Below are 25,691 nucleotides of genomic sequence, written 5' to 3'. Positions count from 1 at the left end.
TCTTTTGGGTTACGGCTCCGCTTCGCTCCGCCGCAACTCAAAAGGATGCCGTTACAATCGGGGCTAGGTTTGAATTCAATTATTTAAATGTATGATAATCAAATATAAAGATTGTCATCTTATAAGAATTTCAACTCGAATTTTTCCAGTAAAAATTAAAAGAACATCTGTGTAATCTGCAAAATCAGCGAGATATAAAAAACAATATTTTCAAGCATTTAAAACTTCCAATCTCCAAAACCCGACTTCCATCTCTTTCAAAAAATTTTGCATATTTCAAAAAAATAGTTACCTTCGTCGCAACTTTAGGGGTGTCTGTTGACAAAACAGGCTGAGACTTTACCCTTTGAACCTGATTTCTAGATCATACTAGCGTAGGAAAAAGTGAGATGACTTTGCTGTACATTCTATTGTACAATGATGGGCATTCCTAAAGTGTATTTTAAAATTTAGGAATGGAGCTCACAATCAATCACACACTAAGAAATTTTGATGTACTTCCCAAAACGCTGGAAGCACTTATCGCTATGGAATTACCTGAAAAGAAAAAAGGAATTGCCGTAGCGCTCAACAATCGTATTATTCTGCAGTCATTCTGGGCGGAAACTATTCTCAACAACCAAGATTCAATTTTAATCATTACTGCTACTCAAGGCGGTTAAAAAATATTTTTATGGCTCATAAAATCACACGTTCGCCGTTTCCGAATTCAAAAAAGATCTATGTTGAAGGAAAAATTCATCCAATCAATGTAGCGATGCGCGAAATACAATTAAGTCCGACAAAACTCACCAACGGAACTTTAGAACATAATCTACCTGTTACAGTGTATGATACTTCAGGATCTTACACCGATGAAAATTCTGAAATTAATATCGAAAAAGGGCTTCCAAGAATTCGTGAACAATGGATTTTGGATAGAAATGACGTCGAAGTTTTAGATGGAATTACGTCAGAATATGGAAAAGCAAGACTAGCTGATCCAAAATTAGATGAATTACGATTTTCTTACAATCACAAACCGAAAGTAGCAAAAGAAGGACAAGAAGTTACCCAATTATACTACGCAAAACAGGGCATCATCACTCCCGAAATGGAATATATTGCCATCAGAGAAAATCAAAGAATCGAGCAACTGGATTCTGTTTCAAAAGACATGGCTTTTCAACATCAGGGAAACAATTTTGGGGCAAGAACTCCGAAAAGCAAAATTACTCCCGAGTTTGTAAGAGATGAAATTGCAGCGGGAAGAGCAATTATTCCCAATAATATCAACCATCCTGAAAGCGAACCGATGATCATCGGGCGAAATTTTTTGGTTAAAATTAATGCAAACATCGGAAACAGTGCCGTTTCATCGAGTATTGAAGAAGAAGTAGAGAAAGCAGTTTGGGCTTGTCGATGGGGAGCTGATACAATTATGGATTTGTCAACCGGAAAAAACATTCACGAAACCAGAGAATGGATTATCAGAAACAGTCCGGTTCCTATTGGTACCGTCCCGATTTACCAGGCATTGGAAAAAGTAAAAGGTGTTGCAGAAGATCTGACTTGGGAAATTTTTAAAGATACTTTGATCGAACAGGCAGAACAGGGAGTTTCGTACTTTACCATTCACGCTGGAGTTTTATTAAGATATATTCATCTAACCGCAAAACGAGTCACAGGAATTGTTTCCAGAGGTGGTTCTATCATGGCTAAATGGTGTTTGTTTCATCATAAAGAAAACTTTTTGTACACCCATTTCGAGGAAATTTGCGAGATCATGAAAAAATACGATGTAGCTTTTTCTTTAGGAGACGGTCTTCGCCCGGGTTCAATTGCCGATGCCAATGATGAAGCGCAATTTGCAGAATTAGAAACTTTAGGTGAACTGACAAAAATTGCCTGGAAACATAATGTTCAGGTAATGATTGAAGGTCCTGGTCACGTTCCGATGCATATGATCAAAGAAAATATGGAGAAGCAATTAGAAGTTTGTGACGAAGCACCGTTTTACACATTAGGTCCTTTAACGACGGATATTGCGCCGGGTTACGATCACATTACTTCAGGAATTGGCGCTGCCATGATTGGTTGGTTTGGTTGTGCGATGTTGTGTTATGTGACTCCGAAAGAACATTTGGGGTTACCCAATAAAGACGATGTAAAAGTTGGGGTAATCACCTATAAATTAGCTGCTCATGCTGCAGATTTGGCGAAAGGTCATCCAGGTTCGCAATACAGAGACAACGCGTTGAGTAAAGCAAGATTTGAATTCAGATGGGAAGATCAGTTCAATCTTTCTCTTGATCCGGATACGGCAAGATCTTATCATGATGAAACGCTTCCTGCGGACGGAGCAAAAATTGCGCATTTCTGCTCAATGTGTGGGCCAAAATTCTGTTCAATGAAGATCACACAGGAGATCCGTGAGTCTGCAGAAAAAGGAATGTTTGATAAATCTCAGGAATTCATCGAAAAAGGGAAAGAAATTTATATATGATCACTGTAATTTCTCCCGAAGAACTTGTTCAAAATGAAACTGAGATTATCAATCAACTATTTCAGGAAGGTTTGGATTTACTTCACATAAGAAAGCCTTTTATTAACCAAAATGAAATGACTGATTTTATTCAAAAGATAGATTCGGAATTTCATTCTCAATTGGTTTTGCACAGTCATTATAATTTGGCGGATAACTTTAATATTTCAAGATTTCATTTCAGAGAAATTGACAGAAAAAATGGCTTGTCTCAATCTTTTACAGATAAAACAATTTCAACATCAGTTCACGATATTGAAACGTTTAATGAACTAAATGAAGAATGGGAATATGCATTTATCAGTCCGGTTTTTCCGAGTATTTCTAAAAAAGGATATGGTGAAAATTCAAATATTTTAAATGATATCAAGAAAAGAGATAATCGAAATGTAAACCTGATTGCTTTGGGAGGAATTAATGAAAATAATATTCATCAGATTTTTGATAGTAATGTTGATGTTGATGGAGTGGCTTTATTAGGTGCAATTTGGGAAAGTAATCAACCATTGAATGTATTTAAAAAATGTAAGCAAAACATTAATTATTAGAGTTTATTCAAATTATAAAATGGAAAAATTACAATACATATCACAAGGATTTACGATAGAAGATCAAGAGCTAAATATTAGAAAAGCAATCGATAATGGTGTAAAATGGATACAGGTTCGTTGGAAAAACGCTTCTGAAAATGAACTAATCAAGCTTAGCGAGGTTTCAAAAAAAATATGCTCAGATAATCAAACAGTTTGTATCATTAATGATTATATACATATTGCTAAAATGGTCGATGCAGACGGAGTTCATTTAGGCTTAAAAGATGAAAAGATAGAATCGGCACGACAAATTTTAGGGAAGCATAAAATCATCGGAGGTACGGCAAATACTTTAGAAGATATTATTCAAAGAATTAACGAAAACTGCGATTACATCGGTTTAGGACCACTTCGATTTACTTCAACTAAAGAACAGCTAAGTCCGATTTTAGACTTTGAAGGTTATGAAAAAATCATTCAGGATTTAAAAGAAAAAGGATTAGAAATCCCAAAAATATTCGCAATTGGCGGAGTGGTTTTGAAAGACATCGATCTCTTACAACAAATCGGAATTTATGGAGTTGCCGTTTCTGGTCAAATCACCAATCAACCATCTATTATCAACGAATTTAAAATAGCAATGCAATGAACAATCAACCATTAATTATAGCAGACAGAACTTTCGAATCGAGACTGTTTTTAGGAACCGGGAAATTTGGAGATCTTTCAGAAATGACCGACTCCATCATCGCTTCTGGAAGTGAACTGGTGACAATGGCTTTAAAAAGAATCGATTCTCAATCTTCAGAAGATGATTTGTTAAATGCTTTAAAACCTACAAAATCTCACCTTTTACCCAATACTTCAGGAGCAAGAACTGCCAAAGAAGCGGTTTTAGCAGCACAATTGGCAAGAGAAGCCTTGGAAACCAATTGGGTAAAACTTGAAATTCATCCGGATCCAAAATATTTGTTACCTGATCCAATTGAAACGTTGTATGCAACAGAAGAATTGGCAAAATTAGGATTTATCGTAATGCCTTACATCCATGCAGACCCAGTTTTGTGTAAACGTCTCGAAGATGTAGGAACAGCCGTTGTTATGCCTTTGGGAGCGCCGATTGGGACGAATAAAGGGTTAAGAACTTTAGATTTTTTAGAAATTATTATTGCCCAAAGTAATGTTCCCGTTGTTGTTGATGCTGGAATTGGTGCACCTTCTGATGCCGCAAAAGCCATGGAAATGGGAGCTGATGCAGTTTTGGTAAATACGGCAATTGCCGTTGCAAGAAATCCTGTAAATATGGCATTGGCTTTTAAAGAAGGCGTAATTGCAGGAAGAAGAGCTTTTGAATCTGGTTTGGGAGCTATTGGAAATCATGCACAAGCATCAAGTCCGCTGACTTCTTTTTTGTTTGATTAAAATAAAGAGAAAAGAGTCCCGAAGGGACGATTTAATAAAGGATAGGATAAAATCCTATCAATAAATAATAGACAACGGGTCATTTGGATTAAACCGAATATTATGAAAAGTTTTAAAGATTTTTTTGAACAATATCAATGGGATGAGGTAAAAGCAAAGCTTGAAAAAGTGACATTGTCTGATGTGGAAAATAGCCTTCAGAAAAAGAATAAAACAATAGAAGATTTTCTGAACTTTCTTTCGCCTGTTGCTGCTCAAAAGTTAGAATTAATGGCGAAAATGACGCAGCAACTTACTCAGAAACGATTCGGGAAAACCATTCAGTTGTATGCGCCGTTGTACCTGAGTAATGAATGTCAGAATATTTGTACGTACTGCGGTTTCAGTTTAGATAATTCGATTAAAAGGAAAACACTTTCTGATACTGAATTGATGATCGAAGCTACCGTTTTGAAATCAATGGGGGTAAATCACGTTTTGTTGGTGAGCGGAGAAGCAAATAAAATAGTTGGAATTGATTATTTTCTGAACGCTGTTCGTTTGTTAAAGCCATATTTTGCTAATATTTCTATTGAAGTTCAGCCTTTGTCGGAAGAAGAATATCGAGAACTTCATGAAGCAGGCGTGAATGCGGTTTTGGTCTATCAGGAAACTTATCATCAGGAAGTTTATAAAGAGTATCATCCAAAAGGAAAAAAGTCAAATTTCAATTTTCGTCTGGAAACTCCCGACAGAATTGGTAAAGCCGGAATTCATAAAATGGGATTGGGGGTTTTGCTTGGTTTGGAAGATTGGCGTATAGACAGCTTCTTCAACGCACTTCACATCGATTATCTTCAAAAACAATATTGGAAAAGTAGGTATTCAGTTTCATTTCCTAGATTAAGACCTGCAGAAGGAATTATTGAACCCAATTTTATCATGTCTGATAAAGATTTACTCCAATTAATCTGTGCGTACAGAATCTGGAATGAAGATTTGGAAATTTCTATTTCAACAAGAGAAAACGAAAATTTTAGAAATCATATTATTTCTTTAGGCGCAACAGCAATGAGTGCAGCTTCGAAAACCAATCCAGGTGGTTATGCGGTGGACAAAGAATCTTTGGAACAATTTGAAACCAGTGATGAAAGAAGTATGGCGGAAATTAAAAATATTATTAAAAATGCAGGCTACGACCCAATAATGAAAGATTGGGATTCTGTGTATAGCGGAGTTTAAAGGTTGAAATTTTAAACAAATTAAAAATAAAAACTCTATTAGAAATATAACGAACGTCACTTCGAGTAGATTTTTGCAAAAAATCGTATCGAGAAGTTTTGCTTAATGAAAGTTCTCGATACATTTTTCTCCATTCTATTATGAAAAACAGTCGAACTGACGTGAGGTTAAAAATAAATCTCGAACAACCTGATTCAAATAAAATCAAAAAAATGAAAAAGGAAGATATTTTCTCAAGATACAGCCGCCAGATCTTTATTGAAGAAATTGGTTTGGAAGGTCAAAAAAAAATAATGAGTGCCAAAATTCTCGTGATTGGAGCAGGAGGTTTAGGTAGTCCGGTCATTCAATATTTAGCTGCGGCCGGAATTGGATTTTTGGGAGTTGCGGATTTTGATGAGGTTGAATTGCATAATTTAAACCGACAAATTATTCATAATGAAAATTCTGTAGGAAAATCAAAAGTTAAAAGTGCAGAAGACTTTGTAAAAAACCTTAATCGTCAAGTCAATTTTATCGGAATTGAAAATAAGATTGATGATTCTAATGCTGAAGAAATTATTTCTCAGTTTGATATTGTTATTGACGGTTCCGATAATTTTAAAACGAGGTATTTAGTTAATGATACTTGTGTAAAGATTGGAAAACCTTTAGTTTACGGAAGTATTCTAGGTTTTTCCGGACAGGTTGCTGTTTTTAATTATAAAGGAAGTAAGAATTTAAGAGATATTTTTCCTGAACCTCCTTTTAAGGAAGGTCTTCCGGATTGTGATAGTCTCGGAGTTTTGGGCGCATTGCCGGGAATTGTAGGAAGTATGATGGCGATTTTAGCTTTAAAAATAATAACCAATCTGTCATTCAATTTAAATCAAATCACATTGATTGATACTTTGGAATGGAGATTTCAAACGGTTGATTTCTAAAAAAATCCTAATTGTTATAATTTTCCTCTTTTTGAAAGAATGATTTTTAATGTTGATGGAAAATTAGACATCAAAAAAACGGACTAAAGCCCGTTCCTATTGAAATATATAATGGTTGAGATTTTGGATAAATTATTGTCCTTGTTGTAAAATTCCACCGCTGCTGTCGCTTTGATTGGTTGATTTAATCATATTCGGATCTTCTTTTGCCAGTTTGTTTTTGGTTGGGATTTTATAATTTACGGTGATTCCGAAACTTCTGCTGTCGTATTTATTGGATGTAAATACATTTCCTTCTGTAGATATGGCCTTGATGACGCTTTTATTTTGATTAAAAATATCTCTTGCATACAAGGAAAGGTTAAGACGGTCACTCATGAATTTTTTAGATACCGTAAGGTCAAATGCGTTGTTTAATGGTTTTTCAATTTCAAAATAATAGAAATTTCCACCTTTTGGTATTACGTTATAATTTGCCTGAAGTCTGATATCTTTAGGAAGAATAAATTGTCCCATTACGCTGAAAACCCAAAAACCTTTCGTTTTTACATCGGGCATTTCCTGAAGCTGATAACCCGTATAAACGTATAGTAAATTCATTTTATCAGGATTCACATTGAATTTCATCAGTTCACTGAAAGGCGTTGTAAACAACATAAACGGAATAGGCATTCCAAAGTTAAAGTTATGCGTTCTGATGCTATTTACCTGTACTTGTTCGTTTGTAATAAAATTATCTTTTCTTGAAACTCGCTGTACAATCTGATTTTTTACCCAACTGGTGTTGTAGCCGATGTAAGCATAATCAAATGCGCTGATTTTGATTTCAGCATTATCATAAATGGTTGGTTGTAAATTGGGGTTACCGGTTGATGTAACTGTTTCTGTGCTAAGTATATTGTTATTCGGGTTTAGTAGCGAAACACTCGGCAGACTGATTTTTTTGTTGTAGTTGACATTAACGAAAAGCTGTTTCATTAAATTATACTGCACACTTGCGTTTGGAAAGATTTTAAACTTTTTGAATGGATTTAAATTGCTTTCTTTTAAATTATTGTTTTCATCATAGAATCGTGTAATTCCTGTAATGTCATAATTTTCGGCTCTTGCTCCCGCGATGAAATCAAACTTTTTCAAAGTTGCCTGGAATTCTACGTAAGCAGAAGTCGTTTGTCTTGTGTAATCGAGATTAATAAGACTTTTATCTTTTGTTTCAAAATCTTGCTGGTCGTATAAACCTCCAAAACTTACCTTGCCATCATCTAAAATTTTCAGTGGTTGAGAATAATCAACTCTGAAATTATATAGATTAAATAAAGAAGAGTTATTTAATGATTGGTTTCCATATTGATTAAATTCTGAATCGCTGTTGGTGTAAACTGCTTTAAAATCAAGCTTCTTATTTTTATCCTCAAACTTTTTCTGATACGTTGCCGCAACTTCCTGTCTTAAACCTTTAGTATCACTGGAATAATTGGATGTGGTAACTCCACCTATAAATTGGTCAGCAACAACATCTGCACCTCCATTATTGTGATTGATGTCATAATTTAACAATAATCTGTCTTTCCCAAGCTCGAAAGTGAAAGCAGAATTCATATAATAGGTTCTTCCCAAGGAATTTGAGTGGTTTCTGGTAAGTCCATCCAATTCAGAAAGCGATAAGCTTTCACGGTAGTATTGACCTAAATTGACCTGCCATCCAAACCATTTGTTTCTTGAGTTTAAAGCGATTGAATTATTGAATCTGCTTCTGTATTTGTCGTAGCTTGAAAAACGGTAACCTCCATTGTAAACTGCAGTCAGATAATTTTTTGCTGATTTGCTTGTAATAATATTTAAAATAGCACCTCCAGAAGTTGCAGGAAATTCGGCACCAGGTTGTGTAATTATTTCGATTCTTTCTACGGAGTTTGCAGGCATTCCTACCAAGAAAGCATTCAGTTCGTTGCTTGAAATGTTTAAAGGTCTTCCATCCATATAAACATCCAAAGGCTTCCCCTGATACATCATTCCTACCATATCAGAAACTACCAAACCCGGAAGTTTTTTTACGCCTTCCATCAAAGAGCCTGAATTTAGACTTGGTTGCTCAGAAAAATCAAAGATTGTACGGTCAGCTTTTTGCTCAACGGCTTTTTTAGTTTTGGTAATAACAACGCTTTCTATTTCCTTTTCTTTTAGTTTGCTGTCATTATTATCTTTGGTTTCCTGGGCAAAACCTAAAACTGAACCTAAAATTGAAAGAGTAAATAAAGTTTTCTTCATGATGTGAGTAAATCTAATCAGTTAGACGATAGAAAATCTTATTTGTTACAAAATTTTATTGCGCTCTGTCTTTTTCTTCAAAACTGATGCTTTTTGTACTTCTTTTCTTTTTGTTGTTTCCTAATGTGTAATTGACATTTAAACGGAAACTTCTCCCATCCCAATAATTATTGAAATGTTGACTGTTATCTTTGAAATACATATCACCACGATATTTCTGAGCAAAAATATTGGTTACAGTAGCATTGATTTGTAACTGTTTTTCCATTAATGAAACTTTTATTCCTGAAGTAAGATTAGAAAAATTATGAAAATAAGAGTTTACATTTTTATAAGGTAAATCCTGACTGTAATTTAGAAAAAAGAAAACCGTTTTGTTTTTATTGACTGTAAAGGTATTATTGATCGAATAACTGACTGAATACCCATTTTTAGCTTCAGCTTCAACATTAAATATTTTAGAATCTGTAAGTGACCCATTTATTGAAAGACTTGTTTCCCAAAATTTGAACAATTTGTCGGTGTAAGAAGCGTTAGCACCATAAAAATTGTTGTCATAATGATTAAGGTAAGTCCCAATTTGTGTAAGACCATCTAAGTAAGAGACTTGTCCGAAACCATTTTTAAGCTTTAAATAATAAATGCTCGCTGAAAATTTGCTGTTGTAAGTATATCCCAATTCCAGATTATTGATGTAAGAGGGTTTAAGCAAAGGGTTTCCTGAAGAATAAGAATAAGGATTTTCATACCATCTGAAAGGATTAAGATTGCTCATACTCGGGCGGTTGATTCTTCTTGAATAAGAAAAACTGAAAACATTTTTCTCTTTTTTATAAGACACAAAAGCAGATGGGAACCACTGTCCGTAATTGTATGTATTACTTGTGTTTGTTGATGGAGTGAAGCTTTGCGCCTGAGTGTTTTCATAACGAAGCCCTGCTTTTGTTTCCCAATGCTCTCCAAAGCTTTTGGCATAACTAAAATAAGCAGCATAATTTTCTTCCTTATATTCAAATAAATTGGCTCTTTGAAAATCCGGAACATATTGATTGTTGATGATATTAAAATATTGTAAATCTGTAGCGTTTTTAAATTGATTAAATTTAAGTCCGGTTTCAATGGTACCAAAAGAAAACGGAAGCTCAAGGTCTCCCTGCAAAGAAAAAACCTGTGGCTCAACAATTGATCTTGTATTAACATTCTGAACTGAATTATCACTCAATTTCAATGTTGAAAAGTTAACGTCTGTATCAGAATTGTTTTTAAAAAAGTTTCCTGCAAAGCTCAATTTTTTTCCCAATGAATCTAATTTGAGGTCATAATAAGCGCTCAATGTATGAGTTGGTGTTTTTTCGCGGTGAAAAGTCTTTGTTAAAAGGTTTTCTGCGGATAAATCGGTGTCTACATTTCGTGTTTCGTTTACAATATCCATCCCAGATTTCTGATGAGCATAGATGTATTCCATTCCAATTTCGGAGTTTTTATTGAGCTTGTACGAAAGATTTAGATTAGGCGTCAATTCTTTCCACATATCTTTTCTTACAGACCGGCTGTAGTTTTGAGAAGCTCCTAAAATACTGTAGTTTTCTTCTGAACGTTTTGCTCCGTCAATATAACTTGTTTTAAATGACAAACTTAACTTTTCAGTTTGATAATTCAATGACCCTGTTGAATTTCCACCCGAATAGGTTCTTTGGTTCAATCCGGTATTCACAGATCCGCTCCATCCTAGGTTTGGATTTTTTTTAAGAATAATATTGATCAATCCACTGTTTCCCTGAGCTTCATATTTTGCAGGTGGAGTAGTGATTACTTCTATTTTGGCAATATTTTCCGAGCGTATCGTTTTCAGATAATTGATAAGATTCGTTCCAGAAAGATTCAGCATTCTTCCATTGACCATTACATTGACACTGCTCTTTCCTGCAATAGAAATACTTCCCAAATTATCGTCTACTTTCAACATCGGAACATTGGCTAAAGTTTCGGCACCATCCATTCCCTGTGAAGCTACAGAAGCTTCCACATTAAAGATAAATCGATCAGCTTTTCTTTCGAGAAGAAGTTTTTTCTTTCCATTAATGGTAACAGATTCTATATTTTTAAGTTGTAGAGTATCCTGTTTTTGGGCAAATGAAGAGATATATAAGAAAGAAGCTGCAATAATGAATGTCTTTTTCATAAGGAATGGATGGTTTAGATTGATGAGGTAAGAAAATTATTTTTTTGAGTCTAAAGATGAAAATTCTACGTAATCATATTCCGGAGACATAGTAAAAAGCTGTCTGAAAACTGTAGCATGACCGTTTCCTGCAATCACTAAAATTCTGTCTTCTGTATTTTTAGGGATCTCCTGTATTTTTCTGAACATTCTAAGATTCCTGTTGTACCAGTATAAAGCAAGCAGATCTGCGCCGTCGTGTTCTCTCAATTTAAAATCTCCTGTTAAATACGCTCCGTATTCATATTGATGATATTCTTTACTGTTCATATATTTAAACATATTAAGAATAGATTTGAAGTTTTTGCGCTCAGTATTCTTAATGAAAGTAGTATACTGTTGAGAAATACGATCGTCATTTAAGAAATCATAATCTTTAAGCATATTTTTAAAATATACTGAGTCTGTCTTACCAAATTTTTCTGTAAGATCATCTAATACTGAATTCGCATCAATGCTGTGTAATTCATTAATCTTAAGTTCTGTTGCGATACGCATTGCGAGCTGATAACGCTCATCTCTTTGGTCTCTGTGTTTTCCTTCCTTATATTCTTGCAATTTTTCGTTAGCTTTCCAATCTGGCCAAGCTTCAATTGCAATTTTTGTAGGCTTAAACTTTTTAATGTAATTGATTAATTCTGTTACTTCGGCTGCTGTCTTCGGTTCCAAAACATCTACTTGGTCATTTTTTTCTGTTTTATGAGCATCTTGATTGGGATAATCAAAATGAAATGAACCAACAACCAAAACTTTGGTTTTAGAATCAGGAAAATATTCTGAAGGTTTTTTCTGCCCGAATAAGAATGTTGACATTGTCATTAACGTGATTAATATTGATGTTTTCATAATAATTTGTTTTAAATATTTTTGACAAATTTATATCTCACATCGATTTGATAAAACAGCGTTTCGACCAAGTAAGGAATATGCCGGTTTAAAATATTTTCATCGGAAAAAAAGGGGTGTTTATAGATTTTGGAAGATTTGGTTATGCTATAGTATTTATTTTTGATGAATGAAAAATATAATACTCTTTTTAAGCTTAGCTTTTATGCAACCCAATGTAGGCGATCACAGGGTAGATGTTTGGAAAACAATGACAATAGCTCCGAACGAAAGCATTACTATTAATAAAGTAAAAGCGCCAGTAACTTTAGAAATAGAAAATCTTTCAGATGAAAAAATAGCTTTAGTTTCTGAGCTGAAAATACCTTCTGAAATTTTGAGTAAATCTGAATTTAAATATAGATTACCTAAAAAAAGCAGTTTAAAGCTGGAGAACAGAAATACAAAGCCTGTTTCAATATATTTGCATTATTACTCTTCTCAACCAATTATAGTTAACAACAAAGAATTACGATGAAAACAAAACAGATCTTATTTTTACACCTATTTTATTGGATTCTTAATATTACTTTTTCCATTTTGATACCGATATTAATATGGAAAACCGATCATGCTGTACTGAATGCCACATTTTTTATAGTTAGTTTTATCGTTTTTTATATTAATTATTTTTTTATAGTTCCGTTTTTCTTTAATATCAAAAAGCTGTATTTAACGATTTTTGGCTTTTTTATCAGTGTCGGCTGTTTTGTGATTTTTCGATATTTGTCAGAAGAGTTGATTATGCCGATGTTTATTGGACATGGTAATTATGCTGAAGGTACTTCGCTTTGGTTTTATTATTTTGATAATGTTTTTTATAGTTCTAATACATTGTTCATCAGTACTGCATTGGCTTTGTTCAATATATTTTTTAAAAGAGAAGAAGAACGACAACAATTGATTCAGGAAAAAAAATCTGCAGAACTCAAAGCTTTAAAAACCCAAATCAATCCACATTTTATTTTTAATACACTAAATAATATTTATTCTTTGGTCTATCAAAATTCAGATAAAGCTTTGCCAGCAATTGAAGAATTAGGGCAATTATTAAGATATAGCACAAAAGATCTTGAGAAAGATTTTATTACTTTAGATAAAGAAATTGGTTATCTAGACAGTCTAATTGCTTTAGAAAAATTGAGAATTAAAAACCCTGAATTATTAAATGTTGAAAAAAAGCTGTCGCATCCAAAACTGAATATTTCGCCGATGCTTTTAGTTCCTTTCGTTGAAAATGCTTTTAAACATGGGGATTTCAGAAACAAAGGTTTTGATATGAAAATTTCAGATAACAATAAAGTTCTGCATTTTTATCTTTTAAACTTTAAAAAAGAGAAAATGAAAGACTCTGTTTCTGGAATAGGGATTGAAAATGTAAGGAAACGACTCGAAATTTTATATCCTAAAAAATACGAGTTGAATATGATTGAAACGGAAACCAATTTTACCGTAGACTTAAAGATTGATTTAAAAAATGAAGAAAATTAAATGCATTATTGTTGATGACGAACCGCTCGCTGTATCACTCCTCGGAAGTTATGTAGAGAAAATTCCTTTTCTTGAGCTTGTTTTTTCTACTGAAAACCCTATTGAAGCTTTAGAATTTATTCAGAAGAATGATGCAGATCTTGTCTTTTTAGATATTCAAATGCCAGAATTAACTGGGATTAATTTTATGAAAATTGTCGGCGATAAAATGAAATATATTTTAACTACGGCTTATTCAGAATATGCTTTAGAAGGATATGAGCACAATGTGGTCGATTATCTTTTAAAACCAATTTCTTTTGACCGCTTTAATCGAAGTGCTATGAAAGCTCAGGAACGTTTTCCTGTAGTTGAAGCTACTGAAACTGGACATTTTTTCGTGAAATCTTCCGGTCAGCAACATCGCATTAATTTTGATGAAATTCTTTATGTGGAAAGCATTAAAGATTACGTGAATATTAAAACCAAAACTCAGGAATATATTGTTTTAGATACACTGAAGTCTCTGGAAAATCAGCTTCCTGAAAATTTTATAAGAATTCATAAATCTTTTATTTTAAATTTAAATAAAGTGAAAAGCTTAAGTTCAAAAAAAGTAACTTTAATTTCGGAACATGAAATTTCGGTGGGAGAAATGTATAAATCTAATCTTTTAGAAAAGCTGAAATAAAAAAGCAACTTCAATGGAAGTTGCTTTTCTATATGATAAAAACTAAATTTTAGTTTTCCTGTTGTTTAATTAAATTCAACGCAGAACCTGCTTTAAACCAATCAATTTGTTGTTCGTTATACGTGTGATTTGCCACAATAATATCTTTTGTGCCATCAGCATGTACAAATTCTAAAGTCAACTGCTTTCCTGGAGCAAACTGATCAAGATTTAAGAAGTTAACGGTGTCGTCTTCTAAAATTTTATCATAATCAGACTCATTGGCAAAAGTAATTCCCAACATTCCTTGTTTTTTAAGGTTGGTTTCATGAATTCTTGCAAATGATTTTACCAAAACAGCTTTTACACCAAGATGTCTAGGTTCCATTGCTGCGTGCTCTCTTGAAGAACCTTCACCGTAGTTTTGATCTCCTACAACAATCGTCGGAACTCCTGCTGCTTTGTAAGCTCTTTGTACCGCCGGAACTTCACCGTATTCACCAGTTAATTCATTTTTAACGTGGTTAGTTTCCATATTGTAAGCATTGACGGCTCCAATCAACATGTTGTTTGAAATATTATCAAGGTGACCTCTGTATTTCAACCATGGTCCTGCCATAGAAATGTGGTCGGTCGTACATTTTCCGAAAGCTTTAATTAAAACTTTTGCGCCGGTAATATTTTTGCCATCCCAAGCCGGAAATTCTTCCAATAACTGAAGTCTGTCTGAAGTTGGGCTTACATTCACCTGAATACCAGATCCGTCTGCAGAAGGGGCTTGATAACCATTATCATCTACAGCAAATCCTTTTGCCGGCAATTCAAATCCTTTTGGTTCATCTAGTTTGATTTGTTCACCAGCTTCGTTGGTTAAAGTATCGGTAATTGGATTGAAATCTAACCTTCCGGAGATTGCAACGGCAGCCACCATTTCCGGAGAAGCTACGAAAGCATGTGTATTTGGATTTCCATCGGCTCTTTTTGCAAAGTTTCTGTTGAAAGAGTGAATAATCGAGTTTTTCTCTCCTTTTTCAGCACCTTCTCTGTCCCATTGGCCAATACAAGGTCCGCACGCATTGGTAAAGATCCTTGCATTTTCAAATTTTCTGAAAGAATCTAAGAAGCCGTCTCTTTCTGCAGTAAATTTCACCTGCTCAGAACCCGGATTGATTCCTAAAATAGCTTTAGGTTTTACCCCTTTTGCCACTGCATCTTCTACAATTGAAGCCGCTCTCGATAGATCTTCATAAGAAGAGTTGGTACAAGAACCGATCAATGCCCATTCTACTTCAAGAGGCCATCCGTTGGCTTCAGCTTTCGCTCTGAATTCAGAAACTGGAGTCGCTAAATCTGGAGTGAAAGGTCCGTTCAAATGAGGAGTTAATTCAGAAAGATTAATTTCTATTAATTGATCGAAATATTGTTCAGGGTTTGCGTACACTTCAGCATCACCTGTTAAATGTTCAGCGATTTTATCAGCCGCATCTACAACATCTTGTCTTCCAGTTGCAGCCAAATATCTTCTCATCGAATCATCATAACCGAAAGTAGAGGTCGTAGCTCCGATTTCAGCACCCATATTACAAATCGTACCTTTACCTGTCGCTGAAAGCGATTCTGCTCCTTCTCCGAAATATTCTACGATACATCCCGTTCCTCCTTTTACGGTAAGAATTCCTGCCACTTTTAGAATAACGTCTTTTGCTGAAGTCCAGCCAGACATTTTTCCTGTTAATTTAACACCGATTAATTTCGGCATTTTTAATTCCCAAGCCATTCCTGCCATTACATCTACCGCATCAGCTCCACCAACTCCGATGGCAACCATTCCTAAACCTCCTGCATTCACTGTATGAGAGTCGGTTCCAATCATCATTCCTCCTGGAAATGCATAATTTTCTAATACAACTTGGTGAATGATTCCGGCTCCCGGTTTCCAGAAACCAATTCCGTATTTATCACAAACCGAGCTTAAGAAATTGAAAACTTCAGAATTTTTATTAATTCCTTCCTGCAAATCTGCTTCTGCACCCACTCTTGCCTGTATCAAGTGATCGGCGTGAGCTGTTGAAGGAACGGCTACTTTGGCTTTTCCAGCCTGCATAAATTGTAAAAGTGCCATTTGCGCAGTGGCATCCTGCATTGCAACTCTATCCGGAGCGAAATCTACATAAGAGTTTCCTCTTTCATATTCTTGTGTTGCGTTTCCTTCCCATAAGTGGGTGTAAAGGATTTTTTCTGAAAGCGTGAGTGGTTTTCCTGTAATTTGTCTTGCCGCAGCAATTCTTTCAGGATAACGTTCGTACACTTTTTTAATCATGTCAATGTCGAAAGTCATATCTATTTTAATTTTTCTTTTCTAATATTTTTCCGGTATTTTAATTAAAACTTAAAGCCAGAAATTTTTTCAATAAAGGTTCATCAAATACTATTCCTACCATTCATAAAATAGGACTAATTAGATGAATAACTATTATTTTTTATATCTATGAAGTTAAGGAAAAATAAATTTTGAATCATTGACATAGGTTAAAATAATTCTTGCCGCTCTTAAATGGAAAGATTCTAAACAAAAAAATGGAAGACTTCTCTCGAAATCTTCCATTTTTTATCATCAGCCTTGTCAAGGTTCTAAACCTTGACAAGGCTTTTTTTATTCTAAAAATTTAAAATCAATTAATGACCAACGGTAACCAATTCTTTGATAGATGGAACGAAAGTCGTTAAATCGATACCTTCAACCGCAGCTTTGTATTCTTCGATATTTGGAATTCTACCAATAATTGCAGACAATACAACAACCGGAGTCGATGCTAATAAAGATTCACCTTTTTTACGTTCTGAATCTTCAACCACTCTTCCTTGGAAAAGTCTTGTAGAAGTAGCCAAAACAGTATCTCCTTTTTCAGCTTTTTCCTGGTTACCCATACAAAGGTTACAACCTGGACGCTCAAGATACATCATGTTTTCATACTGAGTACGAGCTTCACCTTTCGGAGCATTATCATTAAATTCAAAACCTGAATATTTTTCTAATAATTCCCAGTCACCTTCAGCTTTTAATTCATCAATGATATTATAAGTAGGAGCGGCAACCACTAATGGTGCTTTAAATTCTACTTTACCATTTTGTTTTTCAATGTTTTTCAACATCTGAGAAACAATCTTAAGGTCACCTTTGTGAACCATACAAGAACCTACGAAACCAAGGTCAACTTTTTTCTCACCCCCGTAAAAGGTAAGGTCTCTGATGGTGTCGTGCGTATATCTTTTAGAAACGTCATCGTTGTTTACATCCGGGTCAGCAATCATTGGTTCAACGATAATGTCTAGGTCAACCACTACTTCAGCGTAATATTTTGCATTAGCATCCGGAGTCAAAGCAGGTTTGTCACCAGTTCTGATTTCCTCGATTCTCTTGTTTGCTTTGTTAATTAGACCTTGAAGAACGTGGTTATGATTATCCATTCCTTTGTTAATCATAATCTGGATTCTGCTTTTCGCAATTTCCAATGATTCAATCAAAGTATCGTCTTCAGAAATACAGATAGAAGCTTTAGCTTTCATTTCTGCAGTCCAGTCTGTAAATGTAAAGGCTTGGTCAGCAGGAAGAGTTCCGATGTGAACTTCGATAATTCTACCTTGGAAAACATTTTCTCCGTCAAATTGCTTCAACATCTGAGCCTGAGTTGCGTGAACTACATCACGGAAATCCATATGCTCCTTCATGTCACCTTTGAAAGTTACTTTCACAGATTCAGGAATCGGCATTGAAGCTTCACCTGTTGCTAAAGCAAGAGCTACCGTTCCAGAGTCAGCTCCGAAAGCAACACCTTTAGACATTCTTGTGTGAGAGTCACCTCCGATGATGATTGCCCATTCGTCAACCGTAATATCATTAAGAACTTTGTGAATAACGTCCGTCATTGCGTGGTATTCACCTTTCGGGTCACGAGCTGTGATTACTCCGAAATCGTTCATAAATTTCATTAATTTAGGAATGTTAGCCTGTGCTTTTTTATCCCAAACTGAAGCGGTGTGACAACCTGATTGGTAAGCTCCGTCAACGATTGGAGAAATCACGGTTGCTGCCATAGATTCTAATTCCTGAGAAGTCATCAAACCTGTCGTATCCTGAGAACCAACAATGTTTACTTCTACACGAACGTCTGAACCTGCGTGTAATAATTTACCGTCAGTAACACCTACAGCATTTCTGTTGAAGATTTTTTCAACAGCAGTTAAACCTTGTCCTTCAATAGAAATTTCTTTAGAAGGTGCGAAAACTGCAGGAGCTGTAATTCCTAAGGTTTTAGCTGCAAAAGTTTGAATTTTTTTACCAAAAACGATAGCGTAAGAACCGCCTGCTTTGATAAACTCTAATTTTTGAGGAGTAAATGATTTTGAAATATCTTTCAATTCAGTTTCTCCATTATATAATTTCTTTTCTTTGGTATTGATTGTCAAAACAGTTCCTGTAGCAATAGAATATTTTTCTTCTAACACAATATCACCATTTTCGTTACGAACAGGGTTTCCGTTTTCGTCAGTTTTCTTTACCCAGTTTTGTAGGTCAATTCCGATACCTCCTGTTACATCAACAGTCGTTAAGAAGATTGGAGAAATACCGTTTGTTCCCGCTACAATCGGAGCGATGTTTACGAAAGGTACGTAAGGGCTTGCTTGTTTCCCTGTCCAAAGTGCAACGTTGTTTACACCCGACATACGAGAAGAACCAACTCCCATTGTTCCTTTTTCTGCGATAAGCATTACACTTGCATCAGGATGTTGAGCTTGAAGCATTTTGATTTCGTCCTGAGCTTCAGGTGTAATCATACATTTACCATGAAGTTCTCTGTCTGAACGAGAGTGCGCCTGATTTCCAGGAGACAATAAATCTGTAGAAATATCACCTTCACCTGCGATGAAAGTAACTACTTTAATTTCTTCTGCAACTTCAGGAAGTTTAGTGAAAAATTCTGCTTTTGCATAGCTTTCCAAAATATTTTTAGCGATTACATTACCAGATTCGAAAGCTTCTTTTAAACGTGCTGTATCAGCATCATATAAGTAAACCTGAGTTTTAAGAACTTCAGCAGCCGGTTTTGCAGTCGTCTCATCATTTCCTAAAGCTAAATCAAGAAGAACTTCGATAGAAGGTCCACCTTTCATATGAGATAATAATTCGAAAGCGTAAGCTGGAGTAATTTCTTCAACCACAGATTCACCAAGAATAATTTCCTTTAAAAACTGAGCCTTTACGCCTGCAGCACTTGTTGTACCCGGTAAAGTGTTATAAATAAAAAATTTAAGAGAATCAGCTCTGTATTCGTTTGCTGTATCTTTGATTTGTGCAATTATCGCGCTTGATAATTCTGCGCCGTCAATTGGTTTTGGGTGAAGCCCTTGTGCTTTTCTTTCTTCAATCTCTTGGATGTAATCCTGATAAATATTCATAATAATGTACGTCTTTTCATTTTTAATTTCATTTTCAAAAATTTTAAAATTCTAAAAACCTGTAATGCTTTCAAGTTGTCCGGAATTTTTTCAAAAAACTTTTAACATCATGGATTAAACCTTTGATGTTATCTGAAAATCTTTTCTTGAGATAAAAACTAAACAGATAAGAACTGCTGTAAATTTTTTGATTTTATCAAAAAAAATCTTCAAAATTTTGTTTTCTATTGTTAAACCTTTGAAAATGTTCCCAAATTTACGAAATTTTACTATTTTGTAAGGTTGAAATTATTTAGATTCTTTATAAATATGAATTTTATATTTTCTATTTTTGGTACAAAATAAACATAAGATGATTCTAAGGAAATTGAAGTTGGGTTTTTTAATAGCGTTTTCCGTTTTTGCTTTTTCTCAATCTAAAACTCTTAAAAAGAATGATTTAAATAAATCTAAAAATAGAGTAAAGTCAAATATTGTAAAAAATGATGTGTCGAAACTTCCCGTGGTTAATGAAGAAGTGCCATTGCTGATTCCGCAAAAAAAGAATGGAAAATCGGGCTTCGTTAATCAAAAAGGAAAATTTGTAATTCAGCCAGAGTATGATTTGGTGATGTTTTTTGGTGAAGATTGCAACCTTTTAAACTCACCTAATGAGAAAGTTCGAAAGTTTGGAGCCGCAGATTTTGCCACTGTGGAAAAAAATAAAATAGCGTATCGTATTAGTAAAGTTGGTAAGAAAGTTTACCAATATAAAGATGCAGATTTAGGGAAATGTATACTAGAATTAAAAAAAGCACTATTTCATGCTTATATTTTAAAGGGAAAGTATGGTATTATCGAAGATTCAAAGTTTAAAAATCCTTCAAATCAGAGCGAGTTTACTATTTATCCTAAATATCAATACCTCTACATTTTAGAAGGTGATGATGTTTCTAATCCTATGATTGTTGCGACTTACAATGATAAGTTTGGAGTAATTGATGTTAATAATAAAATTATTATTCCGTTTGAATACGCCGATATAAAAAGGAATTACAGTTGGAAATTGGGTAAAATGTTTGAAGTTACAAAAGATGATAAAAACTATTATTATATTGATTCTTACAACCGATCTTACTAAATTTTATGGTTGAATTTTCAATCATAATTTCAAAATATTTCAATTCAAATATTTTTAGTAATTTCGCGGCTGAAATAAAGGGGTGCTCCAATAGGGGCTGAGATTATACCCAATGAACCTGGAACGGGTAATGCTGTTTAGGGAAACATTCATTATAATTGATGAATGATAAATGATAAACTATAAATTAAATCACTTATCAATCATAATTTATCGATTATAAATATAGTCGCCCCTTTTATTCCATTAAATTTTTAAATTTATAAGAATGAAAGGATTGTTTTTTTTAGGACTTACCGCAAGTTCCCTGAGTTTTGCACAAACTCTAAATAATGATTCTCTGAAGATCAGAGAAATTGAAGCTGTCAACTTTACCAAAAGACTTCCTGTTGCCAAAGAGATCATCAATGTTCAGAAAGATCTTGACGGTAGAAACCTGGGACAAGATCTACCTATTCTCTTAAAAAATCAAACGTCAATTATCTCAACTTCCGATGCCGGAAATGGTGTTGGTTACACTGGATTTAGAATTCGTGGAGTTGCAGGAAGAGGAATTAATGTGATGATGAATGGCGTTCCCTTCAACGATTCTGAAAGTCAGGGAACTTTCTTTGTGAATGTTCCGGATCTTACGAGTTCAGCTTCACAAATTGTGATTCAAAGAGGAGTCGGGACTTCCAATAATGGAGTTTCTGCCTTTGGAGCAAGTATTAATGTGATTTCTAAAGAGCCTGAAGAAAAATTTTATTTTAAAACAGATGACAGCTACGGATCATTCAATACCTATAAATATTCAGCTGAGGTAGGTTCTGGTAAATTCTGGAAAGACCGACTTTCTGTGATGGGAAGATATTCATATATTCATTCTGATGGGTATATAGACAGGGCGTTTTCAAATCTAAATTCTTACAATTTCACGGCTTTATTTGAAGAAGGGAAAACAAAACTTCGTTTCATGGCTTTTGGAGGAAAAGAAAAAACGTATCAAGCCTGGAATGGAATTGATAGACAAACCTGGGAGACCAATCCTAAGCTTAATTATTCTGGTCAATATACTGACCTTTTTACAGGAGAGGAAAAATTCTATGATAACGAAACCGATAATTACAGACAAAATCATTATCAGTTTTTATGGGAACAAAATATCAATGAGCGTTGGAATCTTGAAACAACTTTGCATTACACAAAAGGAAGAGGATTTTATGAAAACTATGTAAGAGTAAACGAAGAAGATGAAGATGCAACGCATTACTCCAATTACAATCTTCCGGTGTTTGAATTAAACGGTTCTCCGGTAAATCAAACTGATTTTATCAGAAAAAAATGGTTGAATAATGATTTCTATGGCTTGGTTTCTACCTTGTACGGGAAATTTGAAAATGTAGATTTAAATTTTGGTGTAGTAGGAAATCAATATTACGGAAGGCATTATGGAAATGTTACCGGAGTATATTTTCCAAATATTGATGAATTTGAATATTATCGTAACCGTTCGGTAAAAACTGAGGCTGCTGCTTTTGCTAAAGCTTTAATTAAAGTAAATGATTTTGAATTCTTCGGAGATCTTCAGTTGAGAAATATTGATTACGATACAAAGATATTAATGGAAGGTGATGGAGAAGGCGCTAATCTTGATAAAAACTGGCTGTTTTTTAATCCAAAAGCGGGAGTTAATTATAAATTAGGCAACGGAAAAGTATTTTTCTCTTATGCTCATGCGCAACGTGAACCGAATCGTGATGATTTAATATCAAACAATGACGTAAAATCAGAAAAACTTCATGATTTTGAAGCCGGATTCGAAAAACAGTTTGGAAAAGTAGCTTTTACAGCTAATCTTTATTATATGTATTATTTGAATCAGCTAGTTCTGAACGGTCAGATCAGTAATATCGGTGAATTTATCCGTACCAATTCAGGTAAAAGTTACAGAAGAGGAATTGAAATTGGAGCGTTAGCAAGGCTTTCAAAACAATGGGAGGTTTCAGGAAACGTAAGTATAAGCCAAAATAGAAACCTTGATTTCAGAATTAAAAATAAAAAAGAGATTACCGAGCTAGGGAACACTGAAATTTCATTTTCACCTAATTTAATTGCCAATCTTAGCCTGAAATACAATCCAACTAAGAATTTCCACTTTGCTTTGATGAATCAATATGTCGGAAAGCAATATCTTGATAATACAGAAACTCAGAGTTTGCAACTTGATGATTATTTACTTACGGATTTTAATGCGCAGTATGACTTTAAAATTGCAAAACATGAAGTTGCTTTAAAGCTTTTGGTGAATAATATTTTTAATCAGAAATATGTAAACAACGGATATGTTTACAATGGTCCGGTTTATTTTTCTCAGGCAGGAACTAATTTTATGTTTGGGATTAGCTGGAAAATTCAGTAATTAAACACCATTTCTATCATTATATTTCAAGTAAAGTTCAGATTAAATTTTTTAAAGGCTGCTTCAGCAGTCTTTAATTTTTTTTGAAAATAGAATCAACGAGTAAACTCTAAAAGGTCTCGCAGAAAGCTTTGAAAAAGGCTGAGACACGTACGACTTTTGTTTTAAATCAAAAAAACGATGCTGAACTGTATGGTCTGCAGGACAAAAAATCCTTAGGATGAGTACAAATAAATCTCTCAAAAAGTCCCGAAAAAGTCATAAATTTGCCACCAAATGAATATTTCAGCTTACATTTTAGACTATTTGAAACAATTTGGAACCGTTACTGTTCCGAAATTTGGTGTATTTTCTCTGGAAAATTCTAAAGCGGTCATCAATTCTGAAAACGGAAGTATTCTTCCTCCTTCTACAAAAATTGCGTTCCATTCTGATTATCAGGCTTTATCTGAAGATTTGATAGGTTTTGTCAGCAATAAAAAAGAAATTTCAAAAGAAGCTGCTGAAAGCGAATTGCAGATTCAGACTGATTTTTGGAAGAAAAAACTTCAGGCTGAGCATACTTTGGAAATCCAGAATTTAGGGACTATTTTTCTTGAAGACGGAGAACTTCATTTCAAAGGAGAGCGTTTAGAATCTGATCATCCGGATTTTTATGGTTTAGAAGAAATTAGATTTTCGGATATCAACGAAGGTGATTCTTTCGAAAGCCCTATAAATACTGAGAAAGATTATAAATTTAATAAATCAATTCTTTGGATCTTCCTTTTTATTATTCCGGTTTTAGGAATATTATATTTAGGATATACTCAACAGGAACTTCTCTTCGGAAAAAAATCTTTTGATGATGTTTCGGTACAAACCAAAACGAAAAGAATTGAAAAGAAAATGCCGGTAAAAATAGATTCGGCACAGATAAAAAGAGCAGATTCTGTAAAAGCTTTTAAAGCGGATTCTCTTAAAAAAGATTCAATAAAGCAGGCTGCAAAAACTTGGAAACCAAATTCCAATAAAAAGTAAATCAAAATGGCAAAAATAAAAAAAGCGTCAGAATCTCTGACGGTAATGACCAATATCGTACTTCCCAATGATACCAATCAACTGAGAAACCTTTTTGGGGGTGAGTTGTTGGCAAGAATGGATCGTTGTGCTTCAATCTCAGCAACAAGACATTGCGAAAGAAGAGTGGTAACAGCTTCTGTAAACCATGTTTCTTTTGATCATCCAATTCCGGAAGGAGGAATTGTAGTGATGGAATCTAAAGTTTCTCGCGCATTCGGAACTTCTATGGAAATTTACGTGGATGTTTGGTTGGATGACCCAATTAATCATAAAAAAATTCAGACCAATAAAGGAATTTATACCTTTGTGGCAGTTGATGAATTCAACAGACCGATTCCAATTCCGCAAATGGAGCCGGAAACAGAACTTGAAATAGAAAGATTTGATGCAGCATTAAGAAGAAAAGAATTATCGTTGATTCTTTCGGGAAGAATGAAGCCAACAGATTCTGTAGAGTTGAAGAAGCTTTTTGCAGGAGAAATTGAACAATAATTTACAACGGAAGAATTTTTCTTCCGTTTATTTTTAAATGTAAGTTACAAAAATGAGAATCTTATTATTAGATAAAAATCACCCTCTTATTACCGAACAGCTTTTAGCGAAGAATTTTATTTTGGAAGAAGATTTTACGTCTTCGTATGATGAGGTTTGTAGTAAAATTCAAAACTATGATGGAGTAATTATCAGAAGCAGAATTCCTTTAGATAAAAATTTCTTAGAAAAAGCAATTCATCTGAAATTCATCGCTAGAGTAGGAGCCGGAATGGAAAATATTGATATTCCTGTTGCTGAGAAATTAGGGATTCAATTAATTAATTCTCCTGAAGGGAACAGAGATTCTGTTGCCGAACATGTTGTAGGAATGTTGTTGATTTTAATGAATCGTCTTTTCATTGCCTCAAATGAAGTGAAAAATGGAATTTGGCTGCGTGAGGAAAACCGTGGTGATGAATTGCTTGGGAAAACAGTTGGTCTTATCGGTTATGGAAACATGGGAAAAGCTACCGCAAAAAGACTTTCAGGTTTTGGATGTAAGGTGATTTTTCATGACATTCTTCCTAATCTTTCAGACGAGTTTGGAACGCAGGTTTCTTTGGAAGAATTAAAAGAAAAAGCTGAGGTTTTAAGCTTGCATATTCCTATGACGGAAGAGACTCATTATTTAATTGACTCAACGTTTATTTCTGAAATGCAAAATGATTTTTATTTCGTGAATACCGCAAGAGGAAAGAATGTAGAGACGAAATATTTAGTTGAAGCTCTAAAATCCGGAAAAGTAAAAGGTGCATGTCTGGATGTTTTAGAATACGAAAAAGCTTCTTTTGAAAATTTAGAATCGGAAAATGAAGATTTGCAATATCTTTTAGACTCAGAAAAAGTAATCGTAACGCCACATATTGCAGGCTGGACGCATCAAAGCAAAGAAAAGCTAGCCCAAGTAATTGTCGATAAAATTATTGCATCGTTTTGCTAGTTTAAAATAAACGAATTAGATTACTCATTTAGGGTGTGAA

The 25,691-nt window shown here is 34.2% G+C and carries 20 protein-coding genes and 2 riboswitches; of the genes, 15 read left to right on the top strand and 5 right to left on the bottom strand.

Going from position 1 to position 25,691, the window contains the following annotated elements:
• The first annotated feature begins 297 nt into the window (after positions 1-297).
• Positions 298-398: riboswitch (TPP riboswitch) on the top strand.
• Positions 399-455: 57 nt separating this feature from the next.
• From thiS to AB671_RS07840, 7 genes are all read left to right on the top strand, one after another.
• Entirely contained in the window at positions 456-662 is a 207-nt protein-coding gene (thiS, locus tag AB671_RS07870) for a sulfur carrier protein ThiS (protein WP_066675086.1), read from the top strand.
• 11 nt (positions 663-673) lie between these two features.
• Positions 674-2,485 (top strand): phosphomethylpyrimidine synthase ThiC, encoded by a 1,812-nt coding sequence (thiC, locus tag AB671_RS07865; protein ID WP_066675083.1) that lies wholly within the window; start codon positions 674-676, stop codon positions 2,483-2,485.
• Entirely contained in the window at positions 2,482-3,072 is a 591-nt protein-coding gene (locus AB671_RS07860) for a thiamine phosphate synthase (RefSeq protein WP_066675080.1), read from the top strand. Before thiC ends, AB671_RS07860 begins: the two co-directional genes overlap by 4 nt.
• 19 nt (positions 3,073-3,091) lie before the next feature.
• A complete protein-coding gene (locus AB671_RS07855; RefSeq protein ID WP_066675430.1) occupies positions 3,092-3,706 on the top strand; it encodes a thiamine phosphate synthase in 615 nt (204 codons plus the stop codon).
• Positions 3,703-4,479 carry a thiazole synthase gene (locus AB671_RS07850; protein ID WP_066675077.1) on the top strand — a complete coding sequence of 259 codons (777 nt, stop codon included), beginning with the start codon at positions 3,703-3,705 and terminating at the stop codon, positions 4,477-4,479. The genes AB671_RS07855 and AB671_RS07850 overlap by 4 nt, the downstream gene beginning before the upstream one ends.
• 102 nt (positions 4,480-4,581) lie before the next feature.
• Positions 4,582-5,700: a 2-iminoacetate synthase ThiH gene (gene thiH / locus AB671_RS07845; RefSeq protein ID WP_066675072.1), complete on the top strand. Its 1,119-nt coding sequence runs from the start codon at positions 4,582-4,584 to the stop codon at positions 5,698-5,700.
• A 212-nt stretch (positions 5,701-5,912) separates the two neighbouring features.
• Positions 5,913-6,623, top strand: a complete 711-nt coding sequence (locus AB671_RS07840) for a HesA/MoeB/ThiF family protein (protein ID WP_066675428.1) — start codon at positions 5,913-5,915, stop codon at positions 6,621-6,623.
• Between the two features lie 132 nt (positions 6,624-6,755).
• On the opposite strand, the gene AB671_RS07835 is transcribed toward AB671_RS07840, so the two are convergent.
• Genes AB671_RS07835 through AB671_RS07825 form a run of 3 tightly spaced genes read right to left on the bottom strand, consistent with a single transcriptional unit; the run spans position 6,756 to position 11,958 of the window.
• On the bottom strand, positions 6,756-8,891 hold the full coding sequence (locus AB671_RS07835) for an outer membrane beta-barrel protein (RefSeq protein ID WP_066675070.1): 2,136 nt from the start codon (positions 8,889-8,891) through the stop codon (positions 6,756-6,758).
• A gap of 55 nt (positions 8,892-8,946) precedes the next feature.
• Positions 8,947-11,073, bottom strand: coding sequence for a TonB-dependent receptor domain-containing protein (locus tag AB671_RS07830; protein WP_066675067.1), 2,127 nt, complete (start codon positions 11,071-11,073; stop codon positions 8,947-8,949).
• A gap of 36 nt (positions 11,074-11,109) precedes the next feature.
• The gene (locus tag AB671_RS07825) at positions 11,110-11,958 is read right to left on the bottom strand and encodes a DUF5694 domain-containing protein (protein WP_066675063.1); all 849 of its coding nucleotides are present in this window, start codon (positions 11,956-11,958) and stop codon (positions 11,110-11,112) included.
• Positions 11,959-12,127: 169 nt separating this feature from the next.
• On the opposite strand from AB671_RS07825, the gene AB671_RS07820 reads away from it, so the two are divergent.
• The 3 genes from AB671_RS07820 to AB671_RS07810 all read left to right on the top strand — a co-directional run bounded on the left by AB671_RS07820 (position 12,128) and on the right by AB671_RS07810 (position 14,158).
• On the top strand, positions 12,128-12,475 hold the full coding sequence (locus AB671_RS07820) for a hypothetical protein (RefSeq protein WP_157444164.1): 348 nt from the start codon (positions 12,128-12,130) through the stop codon (positions 12,473-12,475).
• Between the two features lie 266 nt (positions 12,476-12,741).
• A complete protein-coding gene (locus AB671_RS07815; protein ID WP_228390881.1) occupies positions 12,742-13,488 on the top strand; it encodes a sensor histidine kinase in 747 nt (248 codons plus the stop codon).
• On the top strand, positions 13,475-14,158 hold the full coding sequence (locus AB671_RS07810; protein WP_066675054.1) for a LytR/AlgR family response regulator transcription factor: 684 nt from the start codon (positions 13,475-13,477) through the stop codon (positions 14,156-14,158). Before AB671_RS07815 ends, AB671_RS07810 begins: the two co-directional genes overlap by 14 nt.
• A 49-nt stretch (positions 14,159-14,207) precedes the next feature.
• Here the strand turns inward: AB671_RS07810 and AB671_RS07805 are convergent, their stop codons facing one another.
• Positions 14,208-16,475 (bottom strand): aconitate hydratase, encoded by a 2,268-nt coding sequence (locus AB671_RS07805; RefSeq protein WP_066675051.1) that lies wholly within the window; start codon positions 16,473-16,475, stop codon positions 14,208-14,210.
• A 338-nt stretch (positions 16,476-16,813) separates the two neighbouring features.
• On the bottom strand, positions 16,814-19,594 hold the full coding sequence (locus AB671_RS07800; protein ID WP_066675048.1) for a bifunctional aconitate hydratase 2/2-methylisocitrate dehydratase: 2,781 nt from the start codon (positions 19,592-19,594) through the stop codon (positions 16,814-16,816).
• 352 nt (positions 19,595-19,946) lie between these two features.
• Here AB671_RS07800 and AB671_RS07795 point away from each other — a divergent pair, with 352 nt between their 5' ends.
• The 5 genes from AB671_RS07795 (at position 19,947) to AB671_RS07775 (ending at position 25,651) form a co-directional block, all read left to right on the top strand.
• A complete protein-coding gene (locus tag AB671_RS07795) occupies positions 19,947-20,714 on the top strand; it encodes a WG repeat-containing protein (protein WP_066678157.1) in 768 nt (255 codons plus the stop codon).
• Between the two features lie 68 nt (positions 20,715-20,782).
• Positions 20,783-20,876: riboswitch (TPP riboswitch) on the top strand.
• 106 nt (positions 20,877-20,982) lie between these two features.
• Entirely contained in the window at positions 20,983-23,115 is a 2,133-nt protein-coding gene (locus AB671_RS07790; protein WP_066678159.1) for a TonB-dependent receptor, read from the top strand.
• A gap of 276 nt (positions 23,116-23,391) precedes the next feature.
• Complete coding sequence (locus AB671_RS07785) at positions 23,392-24,135, top strand: hypothetical protein (protein ID WP_066678161.1); 744 nt, start codon at positions 23,392-23,394, stop codon at positions 24,133-24,135.
• Positions 24,136-24,141: 6 nt separating this feature from the next.
• Positions 24,142-24,669 (top strand): acyl-CoA thioesterase, encoded by a 528-nt coding sequence (locus tag AB671_RS07780; protein ID WP_066678163.1) that lies wholly within the window; start codon positions 24,142-24,144, stop codon positions 24,667-24,669.
• A 52-nt stretch (positions 24,670-24,721) separates the two neighbouring features.
• Positions 24,722-25,651 carry a 2-hydroxyacid dehydrogenase gene (locus AB671_RS07775; RefSeq protein WP_066678164.1) on the top strand — a complete coding sequence of 310 codons (930 nt, stop codon included), beginning with the start codon at positions 24,722-24,724 and terminating at the stop codon, positions 25,649-25,651.
• The last annotated feature ends 40 nt before the right edge of the window (positions 25,652-25,691 follow it).

Source organism: Chryseobacterium sp. BGARF1 (genome assembly GCF_001677955.1).
Lineage (GTDB): Bacteria > Bacteroidota > Bacteroidia > Flavobacteriales > Weeksellaceae > Chryseobacterium.
The sequence above is the reverse complement of the archived record's forward strand: the minus strand, read 5'-3'. Positions and strand labels throughout refer to the sequence as shown.

What these genes read in the sequence shown, in the direction of transcription:
- thiS (WP_066675086.1), top strand. Translation starts at nt 456, where the DNA reads ATGGAGCTCACAATCAATCACACACTAAGAAATTTTGATGTACTTCCC.
- thiC (WP_066675083.1), top strand. Translation starts at nt 674, where the DNA reads ATGGCTCATAAAATCACACGTTCGCCGTTTCCGAATTCAAAAAAGATC.
- AB671_RS07860 (WP_066675080.1), top strand. Translation starts at nt 2,482, where the DNA reads ATGATCACTGTAATTTCTCCCGAAGAACTTGTTCAAAATGAAACTGAG.
- AB671_RS07855 (WP_066675430.1), top strand. Translation starts at nt 3,092, where the DNA reads ATGGAAAAATTACAATACATATCACAAGGATTTACGATAGAAGATCAA.
- AB671_RS07850 (WP_066675077.1), top strand. Translation starts at nt 3,703, where the DNA reads ATGAACAATCAACCATTAATTATAGCAGACAGAACTTTCGAATCGAGA.
- thiH (WP_066675072.1), top strand. Translation starts at nt 4,582, where the DNA reads ATGAAAAGTTTTAAAGATTTTTTTGAACAATATCAATGGGATGAGGTA.
- AB671_RS07840 (WP_066675428.1), top strand. Translation starts at nt 5,913, where the DNA reads ATGAAAAAGGAAGATATTTTCTCAAGATACAGCCGCCAGATCTTTATT.
- AB671_RS07835 (WP_066675070.1), bottom strand. Translation starts at nt 8,891, where the DNA reads ATGAAGAAAACTTTATTTACTCTTTCAATTTTAGGTTCAGTTTTAGGT.
- AB671_RS07830 (WP_066675067.1), bottom strand. Translation starts at nt 11,073, where the DNA reads ATGAAAAAGACATTCATTATTGCAGCTTCTTTCTTATATATCTCTTCA.
- AB671_RS07825 (WP_066675063.1), bottom strand. Translation starts at nt 11,958, where the DNA reads ATGAAAACATCAATATTAATCACGTTAATGACAATGTCAACATTCTTA.
- AB671_RS07820 (WP_157444164.1), top strand. Translation starts at nt 12,128, where the DNA reads ATGAAAAATATAATACTCTTTTTAAGCTTAGCTTTTATGCAACCCAAT.
- AB671_RS07815 (WP_228390881.1), top strand. Translation starts at nt 12,742, where the DNA reads ATGCCGATGTTTATTGGACATGGTAATTATGCTGAAGGTACTTCGCTT.
- AB671_RS07810 (WP_066675054.1), top strand. Translation starts at nt 13,475, where the DNA reads ATGAAGAAAATTAAATGCATTATTGTTGATGACGAACCGCTCGCTGTA.
- AB671_RS07805 (WP_066675051.1), bottom strand. Translation starts at nt 16,475, where the DNA reads ATGACTTTCGACATTGACATGATTAAAAAAGTGTACGAACGTTATCCT.
- AB671_RS07800 (WP_066675048.1), bottom strand. Translation starts at nt 19,594, where the DNA reads ATGAATATTTATCAGGATTACATCCAAGAGATTGAAGAAAGAAAAGCA.
- AB671_RS07795 (WP_066678157.1), top strand. Translation starts at nt 19,947, where the DNA reads ATGATTCTAAGGAAATTGAAGTTGGGTTTTTTAATAGCGTTTTCCGTT.
- AB671_RS07790 (WP_066678159.1), top strand. Translation starts at nt 20,983, where the DNA reads ATGAAAGGATTGTTTTTTTTAGGACTTACCGCAAGTTCCCTGAGTTTT.
- AB671_RS07785 (WP_066678161.1), top strand. Translation starts at nt 23,392, where the DNA reads ATGAATATTTCAGCTTACATTTTAGACTATTTGAAACAATTTGGAACC.
- AB671_RS07780 (WP_066678163.1), top strand. Translation starts at nt 24,142, where the DNA reads ATGGCAAAAATAAAAAAAGCGTCAGAATCTCTGACGGTAATGACCAAT.
- AB671_RS07775 (WP_066678164.1), top strand. Translation starts at nt 24,722, where the DNA reads ATGAGAATCTTATTATTAGATAAAAATCACCCTCTTATTACCGAACAG.